This window comes from Streptomyces sp. CA-243310, from assembly GCF_050936775.1.
GTDB lineage: Bacteria > Actinomycetota > Actinomycetes > Streptomycetales > Streptomycetaceae > Streptomyces.
In genome coordinates, this window is record NZ_JBNJMF010000002.1 from 969659 (window position 1) to 986361 (window position 16703).

Sequence of the window (16703 nt, forward strand, 5' to 3'; positions counted from 1 at the left end):
CGAAGCTCTTAGATGAACTTCTGGCCGGCCAGGAACTCGGCCAGCTGCTTGCCGCCCTCGCCCTCGTCCTTGACGATCGTGCCGGCGGTGCGCTCCGGGCGCTTGGTCGCGGAGTCGACGGCGGTCCAGGCGCCCTCGAGGCCGACCTCTTCGGCCTCCAGGTCCAGGTCCGACAGGTCCCAGGCCTCGACCGGCTTCTTCTTGGCGGCCATGATGCCCTTGAAGGACGGGTAGCGGGCCTCGCCGGACTGGTCCGTCACCGAGACGAGCGCGGGGAGGGAGGCCTCCAGCTGCTCGCTCGCGGAGTCGCCGTCGCGGCGGCCCGTGACGGTGCCGTCCTCGACCTTGACCTCGGAGAGCAGGGTGACCTGCGGGACGCCCAGGCGCTCGGCCAGGATCGCCGGGAGGACACCCATGGCCGCGTCGGTGGACGCCATGCCGGTGATGACCAGGTCGTAGCCGGCCTTCTCGATCGCCTTGGCGAGCACCAGCGAGGTACCCATGACGTCGGTGCCGTGCAGGTCGTCGTCCTCGACGTGGATGGCCTTGTCGGCACCCATCGAGAGCGCCTTGCGCAGCGCGTCCTTGGCGTCCTCGGGACCCACGGTCAGGACGGTGATCTCCGCGTCGTCCGCCTCGTCGGCGATCTGCAGCGCCTGCTCGACGGCGTACTCGTCGAGCTCCGACAGCAGACCGTCGACGTCGTCGCGGTCGACGGTCAGGTCATCGGCGAAGTGCCGGTCGCCAGTGGCGTCGGGTACGTACTTCACACAGACAACGATCCTCAGGCTCACGCCGGCTCTCCTACCGCATCGTCTATTTCTGATACCGCCTTGTGCAGGCAGCATAGGCGCCTTGTCGGGCGGATCCCGATCGGGGCGGCCCGCGCCCCGACAGGAATGTTACTCGTCAGTACACAGTTGGTCTTCCCTGGTGGCAAGGCCACCGAACTGTGATGTGCCCAACGCCGCACGAACGGGCGCCGGCAGGGACGATTCAGTCGCGCAACGCGTTGAAGCGACCCTGGTGATACAGCAGGGGGCGCGCCTCGCCCGCCGGTCCCGAGGCCGGATCCCCCGCCACCGCCTCCGCGATGATCACCCGGTGCTCCCCGGCGGGCACCCGCGCGACCACCCGGCACACCAGCCACGCGAGCACTCCCGAGAGCACCGGGACGCCGTGCGGACCCTTGACCCGCTGCGTGTCCGGACCGAAGCGGTCGGCTCCGCCGCGCGCGAACAGTCCCGCCAACTCCCGCTGGTGCTCGCCGAGTATGTGCACGCCGAGATACTCGGAGTCCCGTATCACGGGCCAGCTGGAGGATCCCGTTCCGAGGGTGAAGGACAGCAGTGGCGGCTCGGCGGAGACCGAGTTGAGCGAGGTCGCGGTGAAGCCGACCGGCCGGCCGGCCGGGTCGGCGGCGGTGATCACGGCGACTCCCGCGGCGTGTTGCCGGAAGACGGAGCGCAGCAGATCGGGTGAGCCGGGTCGGCCGGAGGTCGAAGAGGGGAACTCAGCCGTCGGGGCTGTCATGGAAGGACTCCTTCTGCCGCGCGGTCGCGGGCACGGTGGGGATCGGGCAGCCGGGGGCGCTCAGCGATCCCGACAGCGCGCGCTCGCGTACCGGACGAGGTCCACATGTGTCCGTCCGTAAAGCAGGAGTTCGTACCGCATGTCGTCAGCCTGACGATCACCCGTGTACACAGTCAAGCCGCAGCGGCCAGATGTCGGGCGCGTCACTCTGCGTACGGGCGCGCGCACCGGCGCGCTCGTGTTCGGCCCCGCCGCGCGCCCGGCCGTCCGGGTGACCCCGCGGCCTCGCGCACGAGGCCTCACACGGCGGCTCCCAGGGCCGCGATCACGTCCGCCTTGCGGGGCATTCCGGCCGCCCGCCGCACGATCCGCCCGGCCGAGTCCAGCACCAGCACCGTGGGCGTGCTGTCGATGCCGAGCGCGCGCACCAGTTCCAGGTTCCGCTCGGCGTCGACCTCGATGTGCGCGACCCCGTCGACCATGGCCGCCACCTCGGCGAGGATCCGCCGCGTCGCCCGGCACGGCTGACAGAACGCGCTGGAGAACTGGACCAGGCTGGCCCGCTCCCCCGGCTCCGCGCCGAGCTCCGCGACGCCCAGCCCCGCCCCGTTCGCGTGTCCGCGCACCTCGACTCCCATCGACACCCGCCCGCTTCCGTTCGTACGCTGATCCGAGCGCCCCGCGGGTGCGCCGCATTCCCCACCGCTTCCCGGCGTGACGAGAATCTCCCCGGGCACAAGCGTCTGGGCTGGCCAGCAGCCCTCGTATGGGGCACGATCCCCATGGTCAGCGTACCTACGCTTCCGTAACTTCCGGCCGGGAGCACCTCCCCAGGCAGAAAGGCGGGGTCTCCCCACCATGGCTGAGCTCGTCTACCCTCCCGTGATCGGCGCGGCGCACACGCTGTTCCGCGCGCTGGACGTCCGTATCGACATGAAGGGCACCGAGAACATCCCACGCAAGGGCGGGGCGGTCCTGGTGTCCAACCACATCGGTTACCTGGACTTCATCTTCGCCGGCCTGACGGCCCGGCCCCAGAAGCGCCTGGTGCGCTTCATGGCCAAGGAGTCGGTGTTCCGGCACAAGGTGTCCGGTCCGCTGATGCGGGCGATGAAGCACATCCCGGTGGACCGGGCGCAGGGCGAGGCGGCGTACCAGCACGCGCTCGACTCGCTGCGCGCGGGCGAGATCATCGGGGTCTTCCCCGAGGCCACGATCTCCCAGTCCTTCACCCTCAAGACGTTCAAGTCGGGTGCGGCGCGCATGGCGCAGGAGGCCGGGGTCCCGCTGATCCCGGTGGCGCTGTGGGGCACCCAGCGACTGTGGACCAAGGGCCGCCCGAAGGACCTCAAGCGCAGCCACATCCCGGTGACGATGCGGGTCGGCGAGCCGATGGACGCGCCCTCGGACCAGTACGCCGGGGCGATCACGCGCCGGCTGCGCGAGCGTGTGCAGGAGCTGCTGGACGCGGCGCAGCGCGCCTACCCGGCCAAGCCGAAGGGCTCGGAGGACTCCTGGTGGCTGCCGGCCCACCTGGGCGGCACGGCACCCACCCCGGCACAGGTCAAGGAAGCCGGCTGAGCCGTCCGTCCGAACGGATGGTCGGCGTGAGCGGGCGGGGTGGCCGACCCGGGGGGTGCCGGATCGGCGCCTCCCCGCCCCCACCGCCGCCGGCCACGCTCGGCGCGGTACGCGGCCGGGCGGCCCGCCGAGCGCTCCCGCTTCGCGTACGGACGGTGGCGGCCCGACCGTCGGGTGAACCGGCGCGATCGGTGGAGAGGCGCCCTTGAGGGCGGGCCCGGGACGGGCGTGTTCAGTGCCCCGCCTCGTCTCGTTTGCGGCGTCGGTGCGCCGCCACCCGGGCCCGGGTGGCGCAGGTGGCGCAGCAGTACCGGCGGGCGCTGCCCGGGCCGGTGCCGAGGAAGAGCCGGCCGCAGCCCTCGGCGGGGCAGGCCCCCCAGGCGACGCGCCCGTACGCGGTGAGCAGGTGGGCGAGCGCCAGCGCGCCGGAGGCGAGGAACCAGCCGTCCCAGCCCGCCGCGTCGCCCCGGTCCACGTGCAGGTGCCAGGGGTGACCGTCGTGGCGGGTCAGTCGGGGCCGGGTGGCGTGCTCGGCGAACAGCGCGTCGATGGCCTCGGCGGCCCGGTCCGCGTCGGTCTCGGCGAGGACCCGGGCCATTCTCCGTGCGGCGGACCGCAGTTCGGTGGCGGCCGCCTCGTCGAAGGCCTCCTCGGTGAGGTCCCGGGGGTGTTCCCCGTGCCGGGCGAGCAGCGCCGCCAGTTCCGCGCGCGGCAGTTCGGGGTCGACGCGGACGGCCTCGGCGAGGTCGATCAGCCGGCCGGCCGCCGAGAAGCCGTTCGCCGGCCGCGCCGTCGGCGGGTCAGCCCTCGGGGCATCCGTCCTCGCGGGGCCCGTCCGGTCGGCCATCGTCGGCATCCTTTCGTCCTGCACCCCTGAACGGTAACGTCTTGACGCGTTATCACGTTACGCGATCCGGAGGGGGCCTTCGCATGAGCGGGTTCGGGCGGTACCTGGCTGCGGCGCTCGCCGCACGGTTCGCCTCCGAGGGCATGGGCATGGCCGTGGTGCTGTTGGCTCTGGAGCGCACCGGGGACGCGGCGTTCGGCGCCTTCGTGCTGACCGCCTGGTTGGCCCCGCACGTGCTGGCGGCTCCGCTCGCCGGGGCCGCCGCCGCGCGGGCGCGCAGCCCCCGCCTGTTCCATGTGGGCTGCCTGGCGGGGTTCACGACCGCCGTGGCCGCCCTGGCCCTGCTGTTGGGCCGCGCGCCGGCGCCGGCGGTGTTCGCGGTGGCGGCGCTCGGTGGCGCCTGCGGCCCGATGGTGACGGGCGGACTGTCCAGCCTGGTCGCGGGGTTGTGGCCGCCCGGCCCGGGCCGCGACCGCGCGTACGGCTGGGACGCCTCCACGTACAACGCGGCCGGGGTGACCGCCCCGGCGGTGATCAGCCTGGTCGCGGCGACGGGTTCGGCGGCCTCCGCGATGGCACTGCCGGCGGCGGCCGGCGCGCTGGCGACGGTGCTGGCCGCGACGCTTCCGTACGGGACCCCGGGCGCGGGCCGGCCCCCGGGCGGACCCCGGGTCGGGGTGGGCGGCGGCCTGGCGGCGCTCTGGCGGGTCCGGGAGCTGCGGGCCATCACCTCGGCGACCACCCTGGCGTTCGTCGGCATCGGCTCGCTGACCACCACCTCGGTGCTGTTCGCGGCCGATCTGGGGAACCCGGGAGCGGGCGGGGTGCTGATGACCGCCTTCGCTGTGGGGGCGCTGGGCGGCTCCCTGACGCTGGGTCGGATCACGGCCCTGGCTCCGGGCCGGCTCGCCTGCGGGGCGTTGGCGGGGACGGGACTGGCGTTGGCGGGTGCCGCGTTCGCCCCGTCCGTCACCTGGGCGGCGGTGGCGTTCGCGGTGGCCGGGGTGTGTGACGGTCCCCTGCTGACGGCCACGCTGCGGATCCGCTCGGACCACGCGCCCGACGGGGTCCGGACCCAGGTGTTCACGCTCGGGGCGGGGCTCAAGCTGACGGCCGCGTCGGCGGGCGCCGCCCTGGTGGGGTTCGCCGCCGATGCGCCGCCGTGGACACTGCTGCTGGGGATCGCCGGGCTCCAGGCGGCCGCCGCGCTGCTGTACGCGGCGCTGGTGCGCGGCCCCGTACCGCCGGAGGCCGTCACAGAGCCGTCGGCAGCCTCCGCCACAGCTCCGACCGGTCCGCCGACTCCCTGAGGGCCGTGAGCGGGGCGGGGTGGGGGGCCGCGTACAGCTCGGGGTAGTCCACTTCGCCGAGTTCGGGGCGGACGGTGAAGGCGAGCCGCTCGTGGTCGAGGGTGAACCGGGCGTCCACACCGGGCTTGTTGCCGCGCGGGTCCACCCGGGCCCAGTGGTCACTGCCGGGCAGGCGCAGGGCGACGAGGCCGTGGACCAGCGGGTCGGAGCCGTCGTCCTCGGTCAGGCGCTGGTAGCAGAGGGCGGCCGGGATGCCCCGGGCGCGCAGCAGCGCGGCGAGGGCGTGGGACTTGGCGTGACAGATGCCGGTCCGCGCGGCGAGCACGTCGGAGGCGCGCCAGGTCACGCGGTCGTCGCCGGCGTCGGCGGAGTGCGTGACGGTGTCGCGGACGAACTCGTAGGCCACGGCGGCGTAGGCGTGCTGGTCGCCGCCCGTGGCGGTCCAGAGCGCGTCGGCGGTCTCGGCGACGAGGGGATGGCCGTGGTCCACCGCGTCGTCGGCCGCGAGATAGGCGGGATCGGGCTGCTCCTGGATCATTTCCATGATCCAGGAGCATACCTATGCACACTTTGACATGCCTATCGAATTATCGGCGTCGGGCCGGCGCCCGCACCGGGCGCCGGACGGGCGGGCCCCTACCGGGCCAGCTCCTCCTTCAGCGCCTGGAGGAAGACGTCGACGTCCTCCTCCTGGGTGTCGTAGCTGCACATCCAGCGCACGTCACCGGCGATCTCGTCCCAGAAGTAGAAGCGGAACCGCTCCTGGAGCCGGCGCGTCACCGCGTGCGGCAGTCGCGCGAACACCGCGTTGGCCTGCACCGGGTAGAGGATCTCGACCCCGTCGGTCTCCCGGACACCGGCCGCCAGCCGCTGCGCCATCGCGTTGGCGTGCCGGGCGTTGCGCAACCACAGGTCCTTGGCGAGCAGGGCCTCCAACTGCACCGACACGAAGCGCATCTTGGACGCGAGTTGCATCGACATCTTGCGGATGTGCTTCATCTGCCGGACCGCGTCGGGATTCAGCACGACGACCGCCTCGCCGAACATCATCCCGTTCTTGGTTCCGCCGTACGACAGGACGTCCACGCCGACCGCGTTGGTGAAGGCGCGCATCGGCACGTCGAGCGAGGCGGCGGCGTTCGCTATCCGCGCGCCGTCGAGGTGCACCTTCATGCCCATGCCGTGCGCGTGCTCGCAGATGGCCCGGATCTCGTCGACCGTGTAGACGGTGCCGAGTTCCGTGTTCTGGGTGATCGAGACGACCTGCGGCATCGCACGGTGCTCGTCCTCCCAGCCCCAGGCCTGCCGGTCGATCAGCTCGGGGGTGAGCTTGCCGTCCGGAGTGGGGACGGTGAGCAGCTTGAGCCCGGCCATCCGCTCGGGCGCGCCGCCCTCGTCCACGTTGATGTGCGCCGACTCTGCGCAGACCACGGCGCCCCAGCGGTCGGTCAGGGCCTGGAGGGCCGTGACGTTCGCACCGGTGCCGTTGAAGACCGGGTAGGCCTGCGCGTACGGGCCGAAGTGGCTGCGGAAGATCTTCTGCAGGTGTTCGGTGTACTCGTCGTCGCCGTAGGAGACCTGGTGGCCCCCGTTGGCCAACGCGATGGCCTCCAGGATCTCCGGATGCACCCCCGCGTAGTTGTCGCTGGCGAATCCGCGCACCGCCGGATCGTGGTGGCGGTGCGCATCGGTCTTCCCGCTCGCGGTTCTCACGGTTGCGGAGTGAGCCACAGACGCTGTCCGTTCACATCGGGTGCGGGCCGCTCCCAGACGCCGGCGATGGCCTCGGCCAGCTCCTTGACGTCGGTGAAGCCCGCGAACTTCGCAGTGGGACGCTCGGCGCGCATCGCGTCGTGCACCAGTGCCTTGATGACCAGGATCGCAGCCGCGGCGTTCGGGCCGTCCTCGCCCCCCGCCTTGCGGAAGGAGTCCGCCATGGCGAGCGTCCAGGCCTCGGCCGCCGCCTTGCCCGCGTTGTACGCGGCGTTGTTGGCGACCGGCTTGTGCGCGCCGGACTGGCTGATCAGGACGTAGCGCCCCCGATCGCTGCGCAGCAGGCCGTCGTGGAAGGCGAGCGAGGTGTGCTGGACGGTGCGGACGAGGAGCTTCTCCAGGAAGGTCCAGTCCGCGAGGTCGGCGTCGGTGAAGGTCTTGCTGCCGCGCCAGCCGCCGACGAGGTGGACGAGTCCGTCGACCCGGCCGAACTCCTTCTCGGTCCGCTCGGCCCAGGCCTTGGTGGCCTCCAGGTCGAGCAGGTCGACGGTGTCACCGACGACGGTGGCACCGCCGTGGGCGTAGCGGGCCGCGTCCACGGCCTCCGCGAGGCGCGTCGGGTCGGCGTCGGCCGCGACGACCACCGCGCCCGCCTCGGCGAGGCGGAGCAGGGCTGCCTGGCCGGCGGGGCCACCGGCCCCGGCCACCGCGATCACCGCTCCGTGCAGCTTCCCGTCACCGTTGCCGGTGGTACCGGAGCCGTTCATCTGTGCAGCCTCCTGTGGGCGAGTGCTCACGCGGCGGCCTGCTCGGCCGTCTCGGCGTTCAGGGCGGTGATGCCCTTGGTGGAGGCGATCACACCCTTGAGCTTCTTGGCGAGGGCCTCATAGAACATGCTCAGGGGAAACTCGTCCGGAAGCACGTCGTCGACGAGCTTGCGCGGCGGCAGGGTGAGGTCGAGGGCGTCGGGGCCCTTCGCCCACTTGGATCCCGGGTGCGGGGCGAGGTAGGTGGAGACCAGTTCGTAGGCCTTGAACCAGTGGACGAGCTTCGGGCGGTCGATGCCGGCCCGGTAGAGGTCCTCGATCTCGGCGCAGAGCTGGTTGGTGACCTGCGGCGCACGCATCCAGTCGATCTTCAGTTTGTTGTCCGTCCAGCGCACGACGTCGTGCTTGTGGAGGTACGCGAAGAGCAGCTGGCCGCCGAGACCGTCGTAGTTGCGGTTGCGGTCGCCGGAGACCGGGAAGCGGAACATCCGGTCGAAGAGGACGGCGTACTGCACGTCGCGGCCGTGCTCGTTGCCCTCGGACTCCAGCTTCACGGCCTCCTTGAAGGCGGTGAGGTCGCACCGCAGCTCCTCGAGGCCGTACATCCAGAACGGCTGGCGCTGCTTGATCATGAAGGGGTCGAACGGCAGGTCGCCGTGGCTGTGGGTGCGGTCGTGGACCATGTCCCACAGCACGAAGGCCTTCTCGCAGCGGTGCTGGTCCTCGACCATGGCGGCGATGTCCTCGGGCAGCTCGATGCCCAGGATGTCCACGGCCGCCTCGGTGACCCGGCGGTAGCGCGCGGCCTCGCGGTCGCAGAAGATGCCGCCCCAGGTGAAGCGCTCGGGGGCCTCGCGCACGGCGATGGTCTCCGGGAAGAGCACGGCGGAGTGGGTGTCGTAGCCCGGGGTGAAGTCCTCGAAGGTGATGCCGAGGAAGAGCGGGTTGTCGTACCGGGTGCGCTCCAGTTCGGCGAGCCACTCGGGCCACACCATCTTCAGCACGACGGCCTCGAAGTTGCGGTCCAGGTTGCCGTTCTGCGTGTACATCGGGAAGACGACGAGGTGCTGGAGGCCGTCGGCGCGCCCGGAGGCGGGGTGGAAGGCCAGCAGCGAGTCGAGGAAGTCCGGCACGCGGAAGTCGTCCGCGACCCACTTGCGCAGGTCCGCGACGAGCGCGGCGTGGTACTCGGTGGCGTGCGGGAGCAGCGGGGACAGCGTGAGCACCGCGTCCGCGACGCGCTCCACGACGGCCTCGACCTCGACGCGCGCGGGGGCTCCCTCGGCCTCGAAGTCGATCGAGCCGTCGGTCGACTGCCAGGGGCGGATCTCCTCCACGGCGGCCTTGAGCGCGAGCCACGCGGGCTGGTCCACTACCCGCGTTTCCGCGGTTGTCACGGCACCGCCGACGCCCGGCACAAGAGTTTCCGTCATGTCACTTCCTCCACAGGAGAACCTCACGTCAAGACAGCGTATGCATGTGAGGCTCTCCCACTCAAGAGAGAAGTCGGGAAATTATCCTGCCGCACCCCCCGCTTCGCCGAAATTCTTCCCGTCCTTCGCGGCGGAAGCCAAGCCTCCGGTCTTCCGGCCCGGCACCGCGCGGACCTGCGAGAACGCGGCCGGGACCGCTCCGGGCACCGAAGGCGCGCCGGCTCGGGACGTCGAGGACCGAGGTCGGCGGGCCCGCTTCCGACCTCCCGTGATCCTGCTCACTCGGCGCCGCGGAAGTGCGGGATGACGCGCTCTCCCCACTGGCGCAGCGTCTCCAGGCAGGCCTCCTGGGGCACCGTGCCCATCTGGATCAGGCACATCACCTCGTCCGCGCCGGCCGCCCGCAGTCGCTCCACGTGGGCGATGGCGTCCTCGGCGCTCCCGTAGGCGTGATCGGCGTTGAAGGTGGCCGTGGCGGTGGGCCGCACCGGGATGTCCTGCTCGTGCAGCCGGGCCACGACCTGCTCGGCGGCCCTGCGCATCTCGGCCGGCTCGTCGGCCCCCGCCACCACCGCCTCGTCCGGGACGCCCGCCCCGCCGTACCAGTGGCCGATGGACTGGGCGAAGAAGCGCTGCCCCCGGACGCCGATCCGGCGCGCCTCGGCCGGGTCGTCGAGCACGATCGTCGGACAGAGCACCGAGAAGTGGTCGTTGACCTCGGTCGACACGAAGCGCGCCCCGTCCCGCCGGCCGATCGCCCCGTCGTACACGGCGCGCATCCGCGCGATCGACTCCGGACCCGCGAAGCCCATCACCAGCGCCCCGATCCCCAGCTCGGCGGCCTGTACGAGGGTCTCCGCGCGACTGCACGCCAGGAAGAGCGGCGGGTGCGGGGTCTGGGTCGGCCGGGGCAGGATCGGGTGCGGGCCGATGTCCAGCAGCTCGCCGTGGTACTCCAGCTCCTCCTCCTGCCAGGCCCTGCCGATGATCCGCAGCGCCTCCTCCACCTCGGCGGTGGTCCGGTCCTTGTCCACCCCGCACAGGGAGGTCTCCTGGGTGGTGCCGCCCCGCCCGGCTCCCAGGTCGAGCCGGCCGCCGGAAAGCAGGTCGAGCATGGCGGCGCGCTCCGCCACCCGGACCGGATGGTTGAAGTTGAAGGGCATGCACACGACGCCGTGCCCGATGCGTATGGTGTCCGTCCGGGCCGCGACCCAGGTGAGGAAGATCTCCGGGGCCGACATGTGCGCGTACCACTTCAACGAGTGGTGCTCGACGGCCCAGATCCGGTCGAATCCCATGCGTTCGGCGAGTACGGCCTGCTCGACGCAGTCGCGGATGACCTGGTGCTCCCGTTCCGCGGTCGGGTCGGCCAGCTGAGCTTCGAAGATCACGGAGAATTTCACGATGCCTCCAGAGTTGCGTCCCGTGCCCGACCTTGCTTCGATTCGGAATATGACTAGTAGTAATAAGTCGAGGAAGCAAGACCTCCCGCAGGTCCTTCCGCCGACCGCGTGGGCGGTTCTCGGCCTGTTGTCGTTCCCCGGGGAGCGCACGGGCTACGAGCTGAAGAAGTGGGCGGACTCCTCACTGCGGTTCTTCTACTGGTCGCCGGCGATCAGCCAGATCTACGCAGAACTGCGCCGCCTGGAGGAACTGGGGTACGCGGCCTCCGTCCGCTCGGGCCCCGAGGAGGTGCGGACCAAGCGGCGCTACGCCATCACCGACGCGGGCCGCACGGCCCTGGCCGGCTGGGCCGCGGACACCGCCGAGGCCGGGCCCCCGGTCCTCAAGCACGGGCTGCTGCTGCGGATCTGGCTCGGACACCTGGCCGAGCCGGCGCTGCTGCGCGCGATGGTGGAGGACCACCTCGAGCGGACCCGGGGCGAACTGGCCGCCGTTCGGGAGGCCGTGGAACACGCGGGCGGGGTGGGCGAGTGGGCCTTCCCCACCCTCGCGCTGCGTTGGAGCGAGCGGCAGCACCTGGCCGAGCTGGAGCTGGCCGAGGCCCTGCTGACCGACCTGGCCGAGGTCGAGGCGGCCACCGCCCCGGAGGCCGCGACCTCTGCCGGCGCCGGAGCGGGCACCGCCGGGACCGAAGGCGGACCCGGCGCCGGGGCCTGAGTCACGGACGCCGGCGTACGTCCGTCAAGCCGATGGGGACGCGCCCACGCCCGGGTGACACGACGAGGGCCCGGCGGGCCGCACGAGCCCGGCGGGAAAAGGCCGGCACGCTCCCGCACCCCCCGCACGGGCGGTCCCAACGCACCGCCGGCGCACTAGCATGCGCCTCACCGCGCGCGGCCGGTCGGGACACCGCGACCGCGCGGGGAGCCGCCGTCGACGGAAGCGAGAGAACCTTGACTTTCCTCACCATCGGTCATCGCGGGGTCATGGGCGTCGAACCGGAGAACACGCTGCGGTCGTTCGCCCGCGCGCAGCGATCCGGCATGGACGTCATCGCCCTGGACGTGCGCCTGAGCAAGGACGGCGCCCTCGTCGTACTGCACGACGAGGAGGTGGACCGCACCACCGACGGAGCCGGCCCCGTCGCCGAACTCACCCTGGCCGAACTGCGCGCGCTGGACGCCGGGCAGGGTGAACGGGTGCCGGTCCTGGACCAGGTGGCGGACGCGGTGGAGGTACCGCTCCAGGTCTGCGTCCAGGACCCGACCACCGCCGAGGCGCTCGCCCGGTGGATCGTGCGCCGCGACCTGACCTCGCGGGTCGAGGTCGCCTCGTTCCGTGACGAGGTGCTGGAAGAGGTGACCCGGCTGGTGCCCGGCGTGCGCGGCTGCCTCTACGCCGACCGTCACGAGGCGGGGCGCAGGGTCATCGAGGACCGGGCGCCGGCAGCGGGTGCCGGGACCGTCGCCCTGGACATCCACCGACTCGACCTGGCGATCGTGGAGTCGCTCCACTCGCAGGGGCTGCGGGTGATCGGTCGGACCGTCAACACCCTGGAGCACCTGCGGCTGGCGCGCGCCCTCCAACTGGACGGCGTGATCACGGACTTCCCGGAGATCCGCAGCACGGGCCGCTTCACCGCCTGACCGCTCGCGCCGAGCGCCGTGGCCCGGCCACCCGCAGTGCGCGCTACAGCGACTTGACCAGCAGCTCGAAGGCCAGGTCCTCGCGGCGCGGCTTGCCGAAGCGCTCGTCGCCGTACGGGAAGGGGCTCAGCTCGCCGGTGCGCGCGTAGCCGCGGCGCACGTAGTAGGCGATGAGCTCCTCCCGTACGTTGATCACCGTCATCCGCATCTCCTTGACGCCCCACTGCTCGCGGGCGCGACGCTCCGCCTCGGCCAGGATCTCCTTGCCGAGGCCGCCGCCCTGGAGGCCCGGGCGGACGGCGAACATCCCGAAGTAGGCGTGGTCGCCCCGGTGCGCGAGGTGACAGCAGGCGACGATCTCACCCGCGCGTTCGACGACGAGGAGCACGCTGTCCGGGCCGCCGATGACCTGGCGGACACCGTTCTCGTCGGTGCGCTGTCCGTCGAGGTGGTCCGCCTCCGTGGTCCAGCCGCCGCGGCTGGCGTCCCCGCGGTAGGCCGACTCGACGAGCACCACCAGTTCCGGCACGTCGGCCTCGACGGCGCTGCGATAACTCAGTTCGGTGGGGTGGGCGGTCGACATCGACGGCTCCGTTCTTCCTCTGGGCACGTGCCGCGCCCGGCACGGTATGGAGAGCCTAACCCGGGTCGGCGTGCGGACCTGCGGACAGGGGCATCTCTTCCGGTGAAGCCGACGAACCGGGGGGTTCCGCCGTGCACGGATCCGCGATGTCCTCCATCTCCTCCGTCTTTTCTTCCTGGCTGCTCGTGCTGCTGTGCGCCGTGAGCGGGACCTACTGTCTGCTGCGCGCGAGCAGATCCGGCGGGGAGGGCCGCGGGCCCGCGGCGGGCGAGGCCGTGATGGGACTCGGGATGGCCGTGATGGCCGTACCGCCGGGGACCGGGGCTTGGGGCGCGCGGATCCTGCTGGGCGCGTTCTGCGCCGCCGCCGTGCACGCGCTGTGGCTGCTGCGCGACGGCGCCCACCACGCGCACCATCTGGTGGGCTCCCTGGCGATGGCCTACATGGCCTACCAGGGCCTGGCGATGACCGCCGGACACGGGCACGGCGCGGCGCGGGGGGTGCCGCTGGTGACCGGGGTGCTGCTCGTCTACTTCACGGGGTACGTGCTGCTCGCCGGGGCCCGGCTGATGGCCGGCGGGGGCGGGCGGCCCCTGGGGTCCGCGGCGGGCGGGCAGTCCCTCGCCTCCGTCGTCGGCGGGACCGGCGAACTGACCCGGGCCTGTCGACTCGCCATGGGCATCGGCATGTTGGCGATGCTGCCGGTCATGTGAGGTCCCGGGCGGACCGCACCGACACGTGTCCTGCGTCACCAATGGGCCGGGGCGATACCCGGGGGAGGTCTCGCGCTCATAGGCTGGCGACCATGATGGTCCCCGCCGCCCTTCTGCTGCTCGGCGCACTGACCGCTGTGCTCGCCCCCCGTCTGCTGGCCCGGGCCCGGTGGCCCGACCGTGAGCCGGTCGTCGCGCTGTGGGTGTGGCAGTGCGTGGTGGGCGCGGTGCTCCTGTGCCTGGCGCTGTCGATGGTCCTGAGCGCGGCGGCCGCCTGGCTGGCGGTCCGGGGCCGGCTCTTCGCTTCCGCCCCGCACGGGGTGGCCGACGCGTACGCGCTGGGTACGGCGGGCGGCCCCTGGGCCATCGGCACCGCGCTGGCCCTCGCGGGCGGCGGACTGTGGACGGGCGCGATGCTGACGCGCGAGGTGCTGCGGGCACGGGCCCGACGGCGCGTGGGGGCGGCCGAACTCCGCGACCGGGCCCCGCTGTTGCCCGGTGAGGACCCCGCGGCGGCGCGGCTCGTCGTCCTGGAGGGCCCTCGGCCCGAGGCGTGGTGGCAGCCGGGGGCGGTCCCGCGCCTGGTGGTCAGCACCGCGGCGTTGGGTCGGCTCAAGGGCAGCCAGCTGGACGCGGTGCTGGCGCACGAGCAGGGTCACGTGGCGGCCCGACACGACTGGTTGTTGCACTGCTCGCGGGCGCTCGCCCAGGGGTTCCCGCAGATCCCGGTGTTCGCGGCGTTCGAGGCCGAGATGCACCGGTTGGTGGAGCTCGCCGCCGACGACGTGGCCTCGCGGCGCTTCGGGCGGCTGACGATCGCGCTCGCCCTGGTGGGACTCAACGAGGACCGCGGTGTCTTCGGCCCCTGCCCGACCCCGCAGGCCCACGTACCGCAGCGGGTGCGGCGCCTGCTGTCGGCGGCGCCCCGCCTGTCACCGGTCCGTCGGCTGCGTCTGACGGCCCTGGCGACCCTGGTGCCGGCGGTGCCGCTGCTGGTCGCGTTCGTACCGGGCCTCAGCGCGCTGGCGTAGGGCCCGGTCGTGCGCGGTGCGAGGATCTCCGTATGCGGAATGACCTCGTACGGATCGCCGGGATCACCTGCGCGCTGCTCGCCGCCGTTCTGACGGTGCTCGTGGTGAGACGGTGGGACCCGCTGATCTCCTTCGACGACGGGGTCGCCCGGGACCTGCACGCGCACGCCGTCACCCACCCCGGGGTCACCCATCTGGCGCGGGTGCTCTCCGACTGGGTCTGGGACCCGTGGACCATGCGCGCCATGGCCGCGGCCGCCTTCCTCCTGTTGTTGTGGTGGCGGGGTGATCGCAACCGAGCGATGCGGGTCGCGGTCGCCGCCCTCGTGGCCTCGGTGGTGCAGCAGGGGTTGAAGGCGCTGGTGGGTCGGGAGCGGCCGGAGTGGCCGGACCCGGTGGATTCGGCCCACTTCGCCGCGTATCCGTCCGGGCACGCGATGACGGCGACCGTGGTGTGCGGAACGCTGCTCTGGCTGCTGCCCGAGAAGACCCCGAGGTCGAAGGCGGCCGCCGCGTGGACCCTCGCCGTCGTCTCGGTCGTCGGGGTCGGCCTCACCCGGCTCTACCTCGGCGTCCACTGGTTCTCCGACGTCCTCGCCGGCTGGCTGCTGGGCGTGGCCCTGGTCGCGCTCGTGACACTGTGGCGGCCCCGCTCCGGGCGACCCCCCGCGTCGCCCGGAGCACCCGGCCCCGCCTGAGGGATCGCGACCCGTTCGTGGGCGGCGGTCCCGTTCGGCGGGGTCAGACCTGTTGGGTGGGTCGGACCAGCATCTCGGCCACGGCGACGTGCCGCGGCCGGCCCACGACGTAGCCGATCGCGTCCGCGATGTCCTGCGACTGGAGCCGGTCGATCCCGCCGAACCGCCGCGTGAGGGCCTCCTGTACCGCGGGGCTGTTGTGGTCGCGCAGCTCGGTGTCCACGCTGCCCGGCTCGATGAGGGAGACCCGGACGTGGTGGGCCGCCGTCTCCTGGCGCAGAGCCTCGCTGAAGGCGACGACCCCGTACTTGGTGGCGCAGTACGCGGAGCTGCCCGCGAAGGCGATCCGGCCCGCGACGGAGGAGACGTTGACGATGTCGGCGACCCCGCGGGGGCTGTCGGCGGCGGCGCTCACGAGGTGCGGCAGCGCGACGTGCGTGGTGTTCATGAGCCCGGTGAGGTTGATGTCGACCATGCGGCGCCACTCCTGGGTGGTGGCTCCGGCGGCCGGGCCGAGGATCATCAGGCCCGCGTTGTTGACGAGGGTGTCGAGCCGGCCGAGTTCCGCCACGGTCCGCTCGACCGCCTCGCGGACCTGCGCCTCGTCCGTCATGTCCGCGGTGAGCGCCAGGGCGGTGCCGCCCCCGGCGCGGATCCGGTCGCACAGCTCGGCCAACCGGTCGCCCCTGCGCGCGGTGACGGCCACGGCCGCGCCCTCCCGGGCGAGGGTCGTCGCCGTGGCCTCTCCGATGCCGCTCGACGCTCCGGTGACCAGGGCCACCGTCCCCTTCAGTCTTCCGTCCACGATCGTCTCCTCGTCCGGATCGGGTGACGGCTCCTGTGCCCAGGATGCGCGCGTCCGGCGTGCCGCGCCGGTCGGGGCCCGACGGCCCTGTGGCAGGCTCTGATCATGGACGCACCCTCGCGCGGCGCCTGGTCGCGCGCCGGAATCAGCCGTGACGGCGGACCGCTGCGGGAGACCGACACCGTCGTGTGGCTCCAGAGCGGCCGGTTCTACGCGGACAGTCGCGGTTTCGCCGGCACCACCTCCCACGAGGGCGGGCAGGTCACCTTCCACCACGAGGTGGGCGTCCCGGGTTACGACGTGGGAACCCTGCGCCGGGAGGGCGCGGGCCTGGTGGAGACCGGTGTGAACCTCGACGGCAGCACCTTCCTGGAGGTCTGGATCCCCCTGGTCGACGGGACCGACGAGGATGGCGGCGGCGCCGGGGCGGTCGGGGGGACGCGGGGCGACGACGGGTCGTGGCGCGTCGGCGACACCCAGACGGTCCGGGTGGGTGCGCACGTCGTGCACGTGGACGGGGCCGGAGTCGGCACGCACTTCCTGCTGCCGCGTTCCTGATCGGGCCGGTTTGACCGGGTCGGCCTGATCGGGCCGGCTCGCGTCCGGACCCCTCCGGCTCCCCGCGTCGAACGCGACGGT

General features: G+C 72.7%; 19 protein-coding genes. 8 read left to right on the plus strand and 11 right to left on the minus strand.

Annotation, left to right across the window (positions count from 1 at the left end):
* Positions 1-8 precede the first annotated feature (8 nt).
* The 3 genes from ACQEVM_RS21865 to ACQEVM_RS21875 form a co-directional block, all read right to left on the minus strand.
* Positions 9-794 (minus strand): electron transfer flavoprotein subunit beta/FixA family protein, encoded by a 786-nt coding sequence (locus tag ACQEVM_RS21865; protein WP_053678301.1) that lies wholly within the window; start codon positions 792-794, stop codon positions 9-11.
* 202 nt (positions 795-996) lie between these two features.
* Positions 997-1533 carry a flavin reductase family protein gene (locus ACQEVM_RS21870; RefSeq protein WP_433081581.1) on the minus strand — a complete coding sequence of 179 codons (537 nt, stop codon included), beginning with the start codon at positions 1531-1533 and terminating at the stop codon, positions 997-999.
* Positions 1534-1832: 299 nt separating this feature from the next.
* Positions 1833-2171: a thioredoxin family protein gene (locus ACQEVM_RS21875; protein ID WP_433085306.1), complete on the minus strand. Its 339-nt coding sequence runs from the start codon at positions 2169-2171 to the stop codon at positions 1833-1835.
* Between the two features lie 220 nt (positions 2172-2391).
* On the opposite strand from ACQEVM_RS21875, the gene ACQEVM_RS21880 reads away from it, so the two are divergent.
* Positions 2392-3114: a lysophospholipid acyltransferase family protein gene (locus ACQEVM_RS21880; RefSeq protein ID WP_433081583.1), complete on the plus strand. Its 723-nt coding sequence runs from the start codon at positions 2392-2394 to the stop codon at positions 3112-3114.
* 232 nt (positions 3115-3346) lie between these two features.
* On the opposite strand, the gene ACQEVM_RS21885 is transcribed toward ACQEVM_RS21880, so the two are convergent.
* Positions 3347-3961, minus strand: a complete 615-nt coding sequence (locus ACQEVM_RS21885) for a CGNR zinc finger domain-containing protein (RefSeq protein WP_433081585.1) — start codon at positions 3959-3961, stop codon at positions 3347-3349.
* A gap of 83 nt (positions 3962-4044) precedes the next feature.
* Between ACQEVM_RS21885 and ACQEVM_RS21890 the strand changes: the two genes are divergently transcribed.
* Complete coding sequence (locus ACQEVM_RS21890; RefSeq protein WP_433081587.1) at positions 4045-5271, plus strand: MFS transporter; 1227 nt, start codon at positions 4045-4047, stop codon at positions 5269-5271.
* Here ACQEVM_RS21890 and ACQEVM_RS21895 read toward each other — a convergent pair.
* The 5 genes from ACQEVM_RS21895 to ACQEVM_RS21915 form a co-directional block, all read right to left on the minus strand.
* Complete coding sequence (locus ACQEVM_RS21895) at positions 5216-5815, minus strand: transglutaminase-like domain-containing protein (RefSeq protein WP_433081589.1); 600 nt, start codon at positions 5813-5815, stop codon at positions 5216-5218. The two genes, ACQEVM_RS21890 and ACQEVM_RS21895, sit on opposite strands and share 56 nt — an antisense overlap.
* Before the next feature lie 92 nt (positions 5816-5907).
* Positions 5908-7002, minus strand: coding sequence for a threonine aldolase family protein (locus ACQEVM_RS21900; protein ID WP_389386463.1), 1095 nt, complete (start codon positions 7000-7002; stop codon positions 5908-5910).
* Positions 6981-7751, minus strand: a complete 771-nt coding sequence (locus tag ACQEVM_RS21905) for an SDR family NAD(P)-dependent oxidoreductase (RefSeq protein ID WP_267797006.1) — start codon at positions 7749-7751, stop codon at positions 6981-6983. Before ACQEVM_RS21905 ends, ACQEVM_RS21900 begins: the two co-directional genes overlap by 22 nt.
* Before the next feature lie 26 nt (positions 7752-7777).
* Positions 7778-9184: a DUF6421 family protein gene (locus ACQEVM_RS21910; RefSeq protein ID WP_433081591.1), complete on the minus strand. Its 1407-nt coding sequence runs from the start codon at positions 9182-9184 to the stop codon at positions 7778-7780.
* Positions 9185-9462: 278 nt separating this feature from the next.
* Entirely contained in the window at positions 9463-10587 is a 1125-nt protein-coding gene (locus ACQEVM_RS21915) for an LLM class flavin-dependent oxidoreductase (RefSeq protein ID WP_433081593.1), read from the minus strand.
* A 49-nt stretch (positions 10588-10636) separates the two neighbouring features.
* On the opposite strand from ACQEVM_RS21915, the gene ACQEVM_RS21920 reads away from it, so the two are divergent.
* The gene (locus ACQEVM_RS21920; protein WP_433081595.1) at positions 10637-11305 is read left to right on the plus strand and encodes a PadR family transcriptional regulator; all 669 of its coding nucleotides are present in this window, start codon (positions 10637-10639) and stop codon (positions 11303-11305) included.
* A gap of 236 nt (positions 11306-11541) precedes the next feature.
* The gene (locus tag ACQEVM_RS21925) at positions 11542-12234 is read left to right on the plus strand and encodes a glycerophosphodiester phosphodiesterase (protein ID WP_433081597.1); all 693 of its coding nucleotides are present in this window, start codon (positions 11542-11544) and stop codon (positions 12232-12234) included.
* Positions 12235-12277: 43 nt separating this feature from the next.
* On the opposite strand, the gene ACQEVM_RS21930 is transcribed toward ACQEVM_RS21925, so the two are convergent.
* Positions 12278-12817: a GNAT family N-acetyltransferase gene (locus ACQEVM_RS21930; protein WP_433081599.1), complete on the minus strand. Its 540-nt coding sequence runs from the start codon at positions 12815-12817 to the stop codon at positions 12278-12280.
* 146 nt (positions 12818-12963) lie between these two features.
* On the opposite strand from ACQEVM_RS21930, the gene ACQEVM_RS21935 reads away from it, so the two are divergent.
* The 3 genes from ACQEVM_RS21935 to ACQEVM_RS21945 all read left to right on the plus strand — a co-directional run bounded on the left by ACQEVM_RS21935 (position 12964) and on the right by ACQEVM_RS21945 (position 15259).
* Positions 12964-13530 (plus strand): DUF5134 domain-containing protein, encoded by a 567-nt coding sequence (locus ACQEVM_RS21935; RefSeq protein ID WP_433081601.1) that lies wholly within the window; start codon positions 12964-12966, stop codon positions 13528-13530.
* 92 nt (positions 13531-13622) lie between these two features.
* Positions 13623-14561, plus strand: coding sequence for a M56 family metallopeptidase (locus ACQEVM_RS21940; RefSeq protein ID WP_433081603.1), 939 nt, complete (start codon positions 13623-13625; stop codon positions 14559-14561).
* A gap of 32 nt (positions 14562-14593) precedes the next feature.
* A complete protein-coding gene (locus tag ACQEVM_RS21945) occupies positions 14594-15259 on the plus strand; it encodes a phosphatase PAP2 family protein (protein WP_433081605.1) in 666 nt (221 codons plus the stop codon).
* A 43-nt stretch (positions 15260-15302) separates the two neighbouring features.
* Here ACQEVM_RS21945 and ACQEVM_RS21950 read toward each other — a convergent pair whose 3' ends face one another.
* Complete coding sequence (locus ACQEVM_RS21950; protein ID WP_433081607.1) at positions 15303-16064, minus strand: SDR family NAD(P)-dependent oxidoreductase; 762 nt, start codon at positions 16062-16064, stop codon at positions 15303-15305.
* A gap of 105 nt (positions 16065-16169) precedes the next feature.
* Between ACQEVM_RS21950 and ACQEVM_RS21955 the strand changes: the two genes are divergently transcribed.
* A complete protein-coding gene (locus ACQEVM_RS21955; RefSeq protein ID WP_433081609.1) occupies positions 16170-16622 on the plus strand; it encodes a hypothetical protein in 453 nt (150 codons plus the stop codon).
* The last annotated feature ends 81 nt before the right edge of the window (positions 16623-16703 follow it).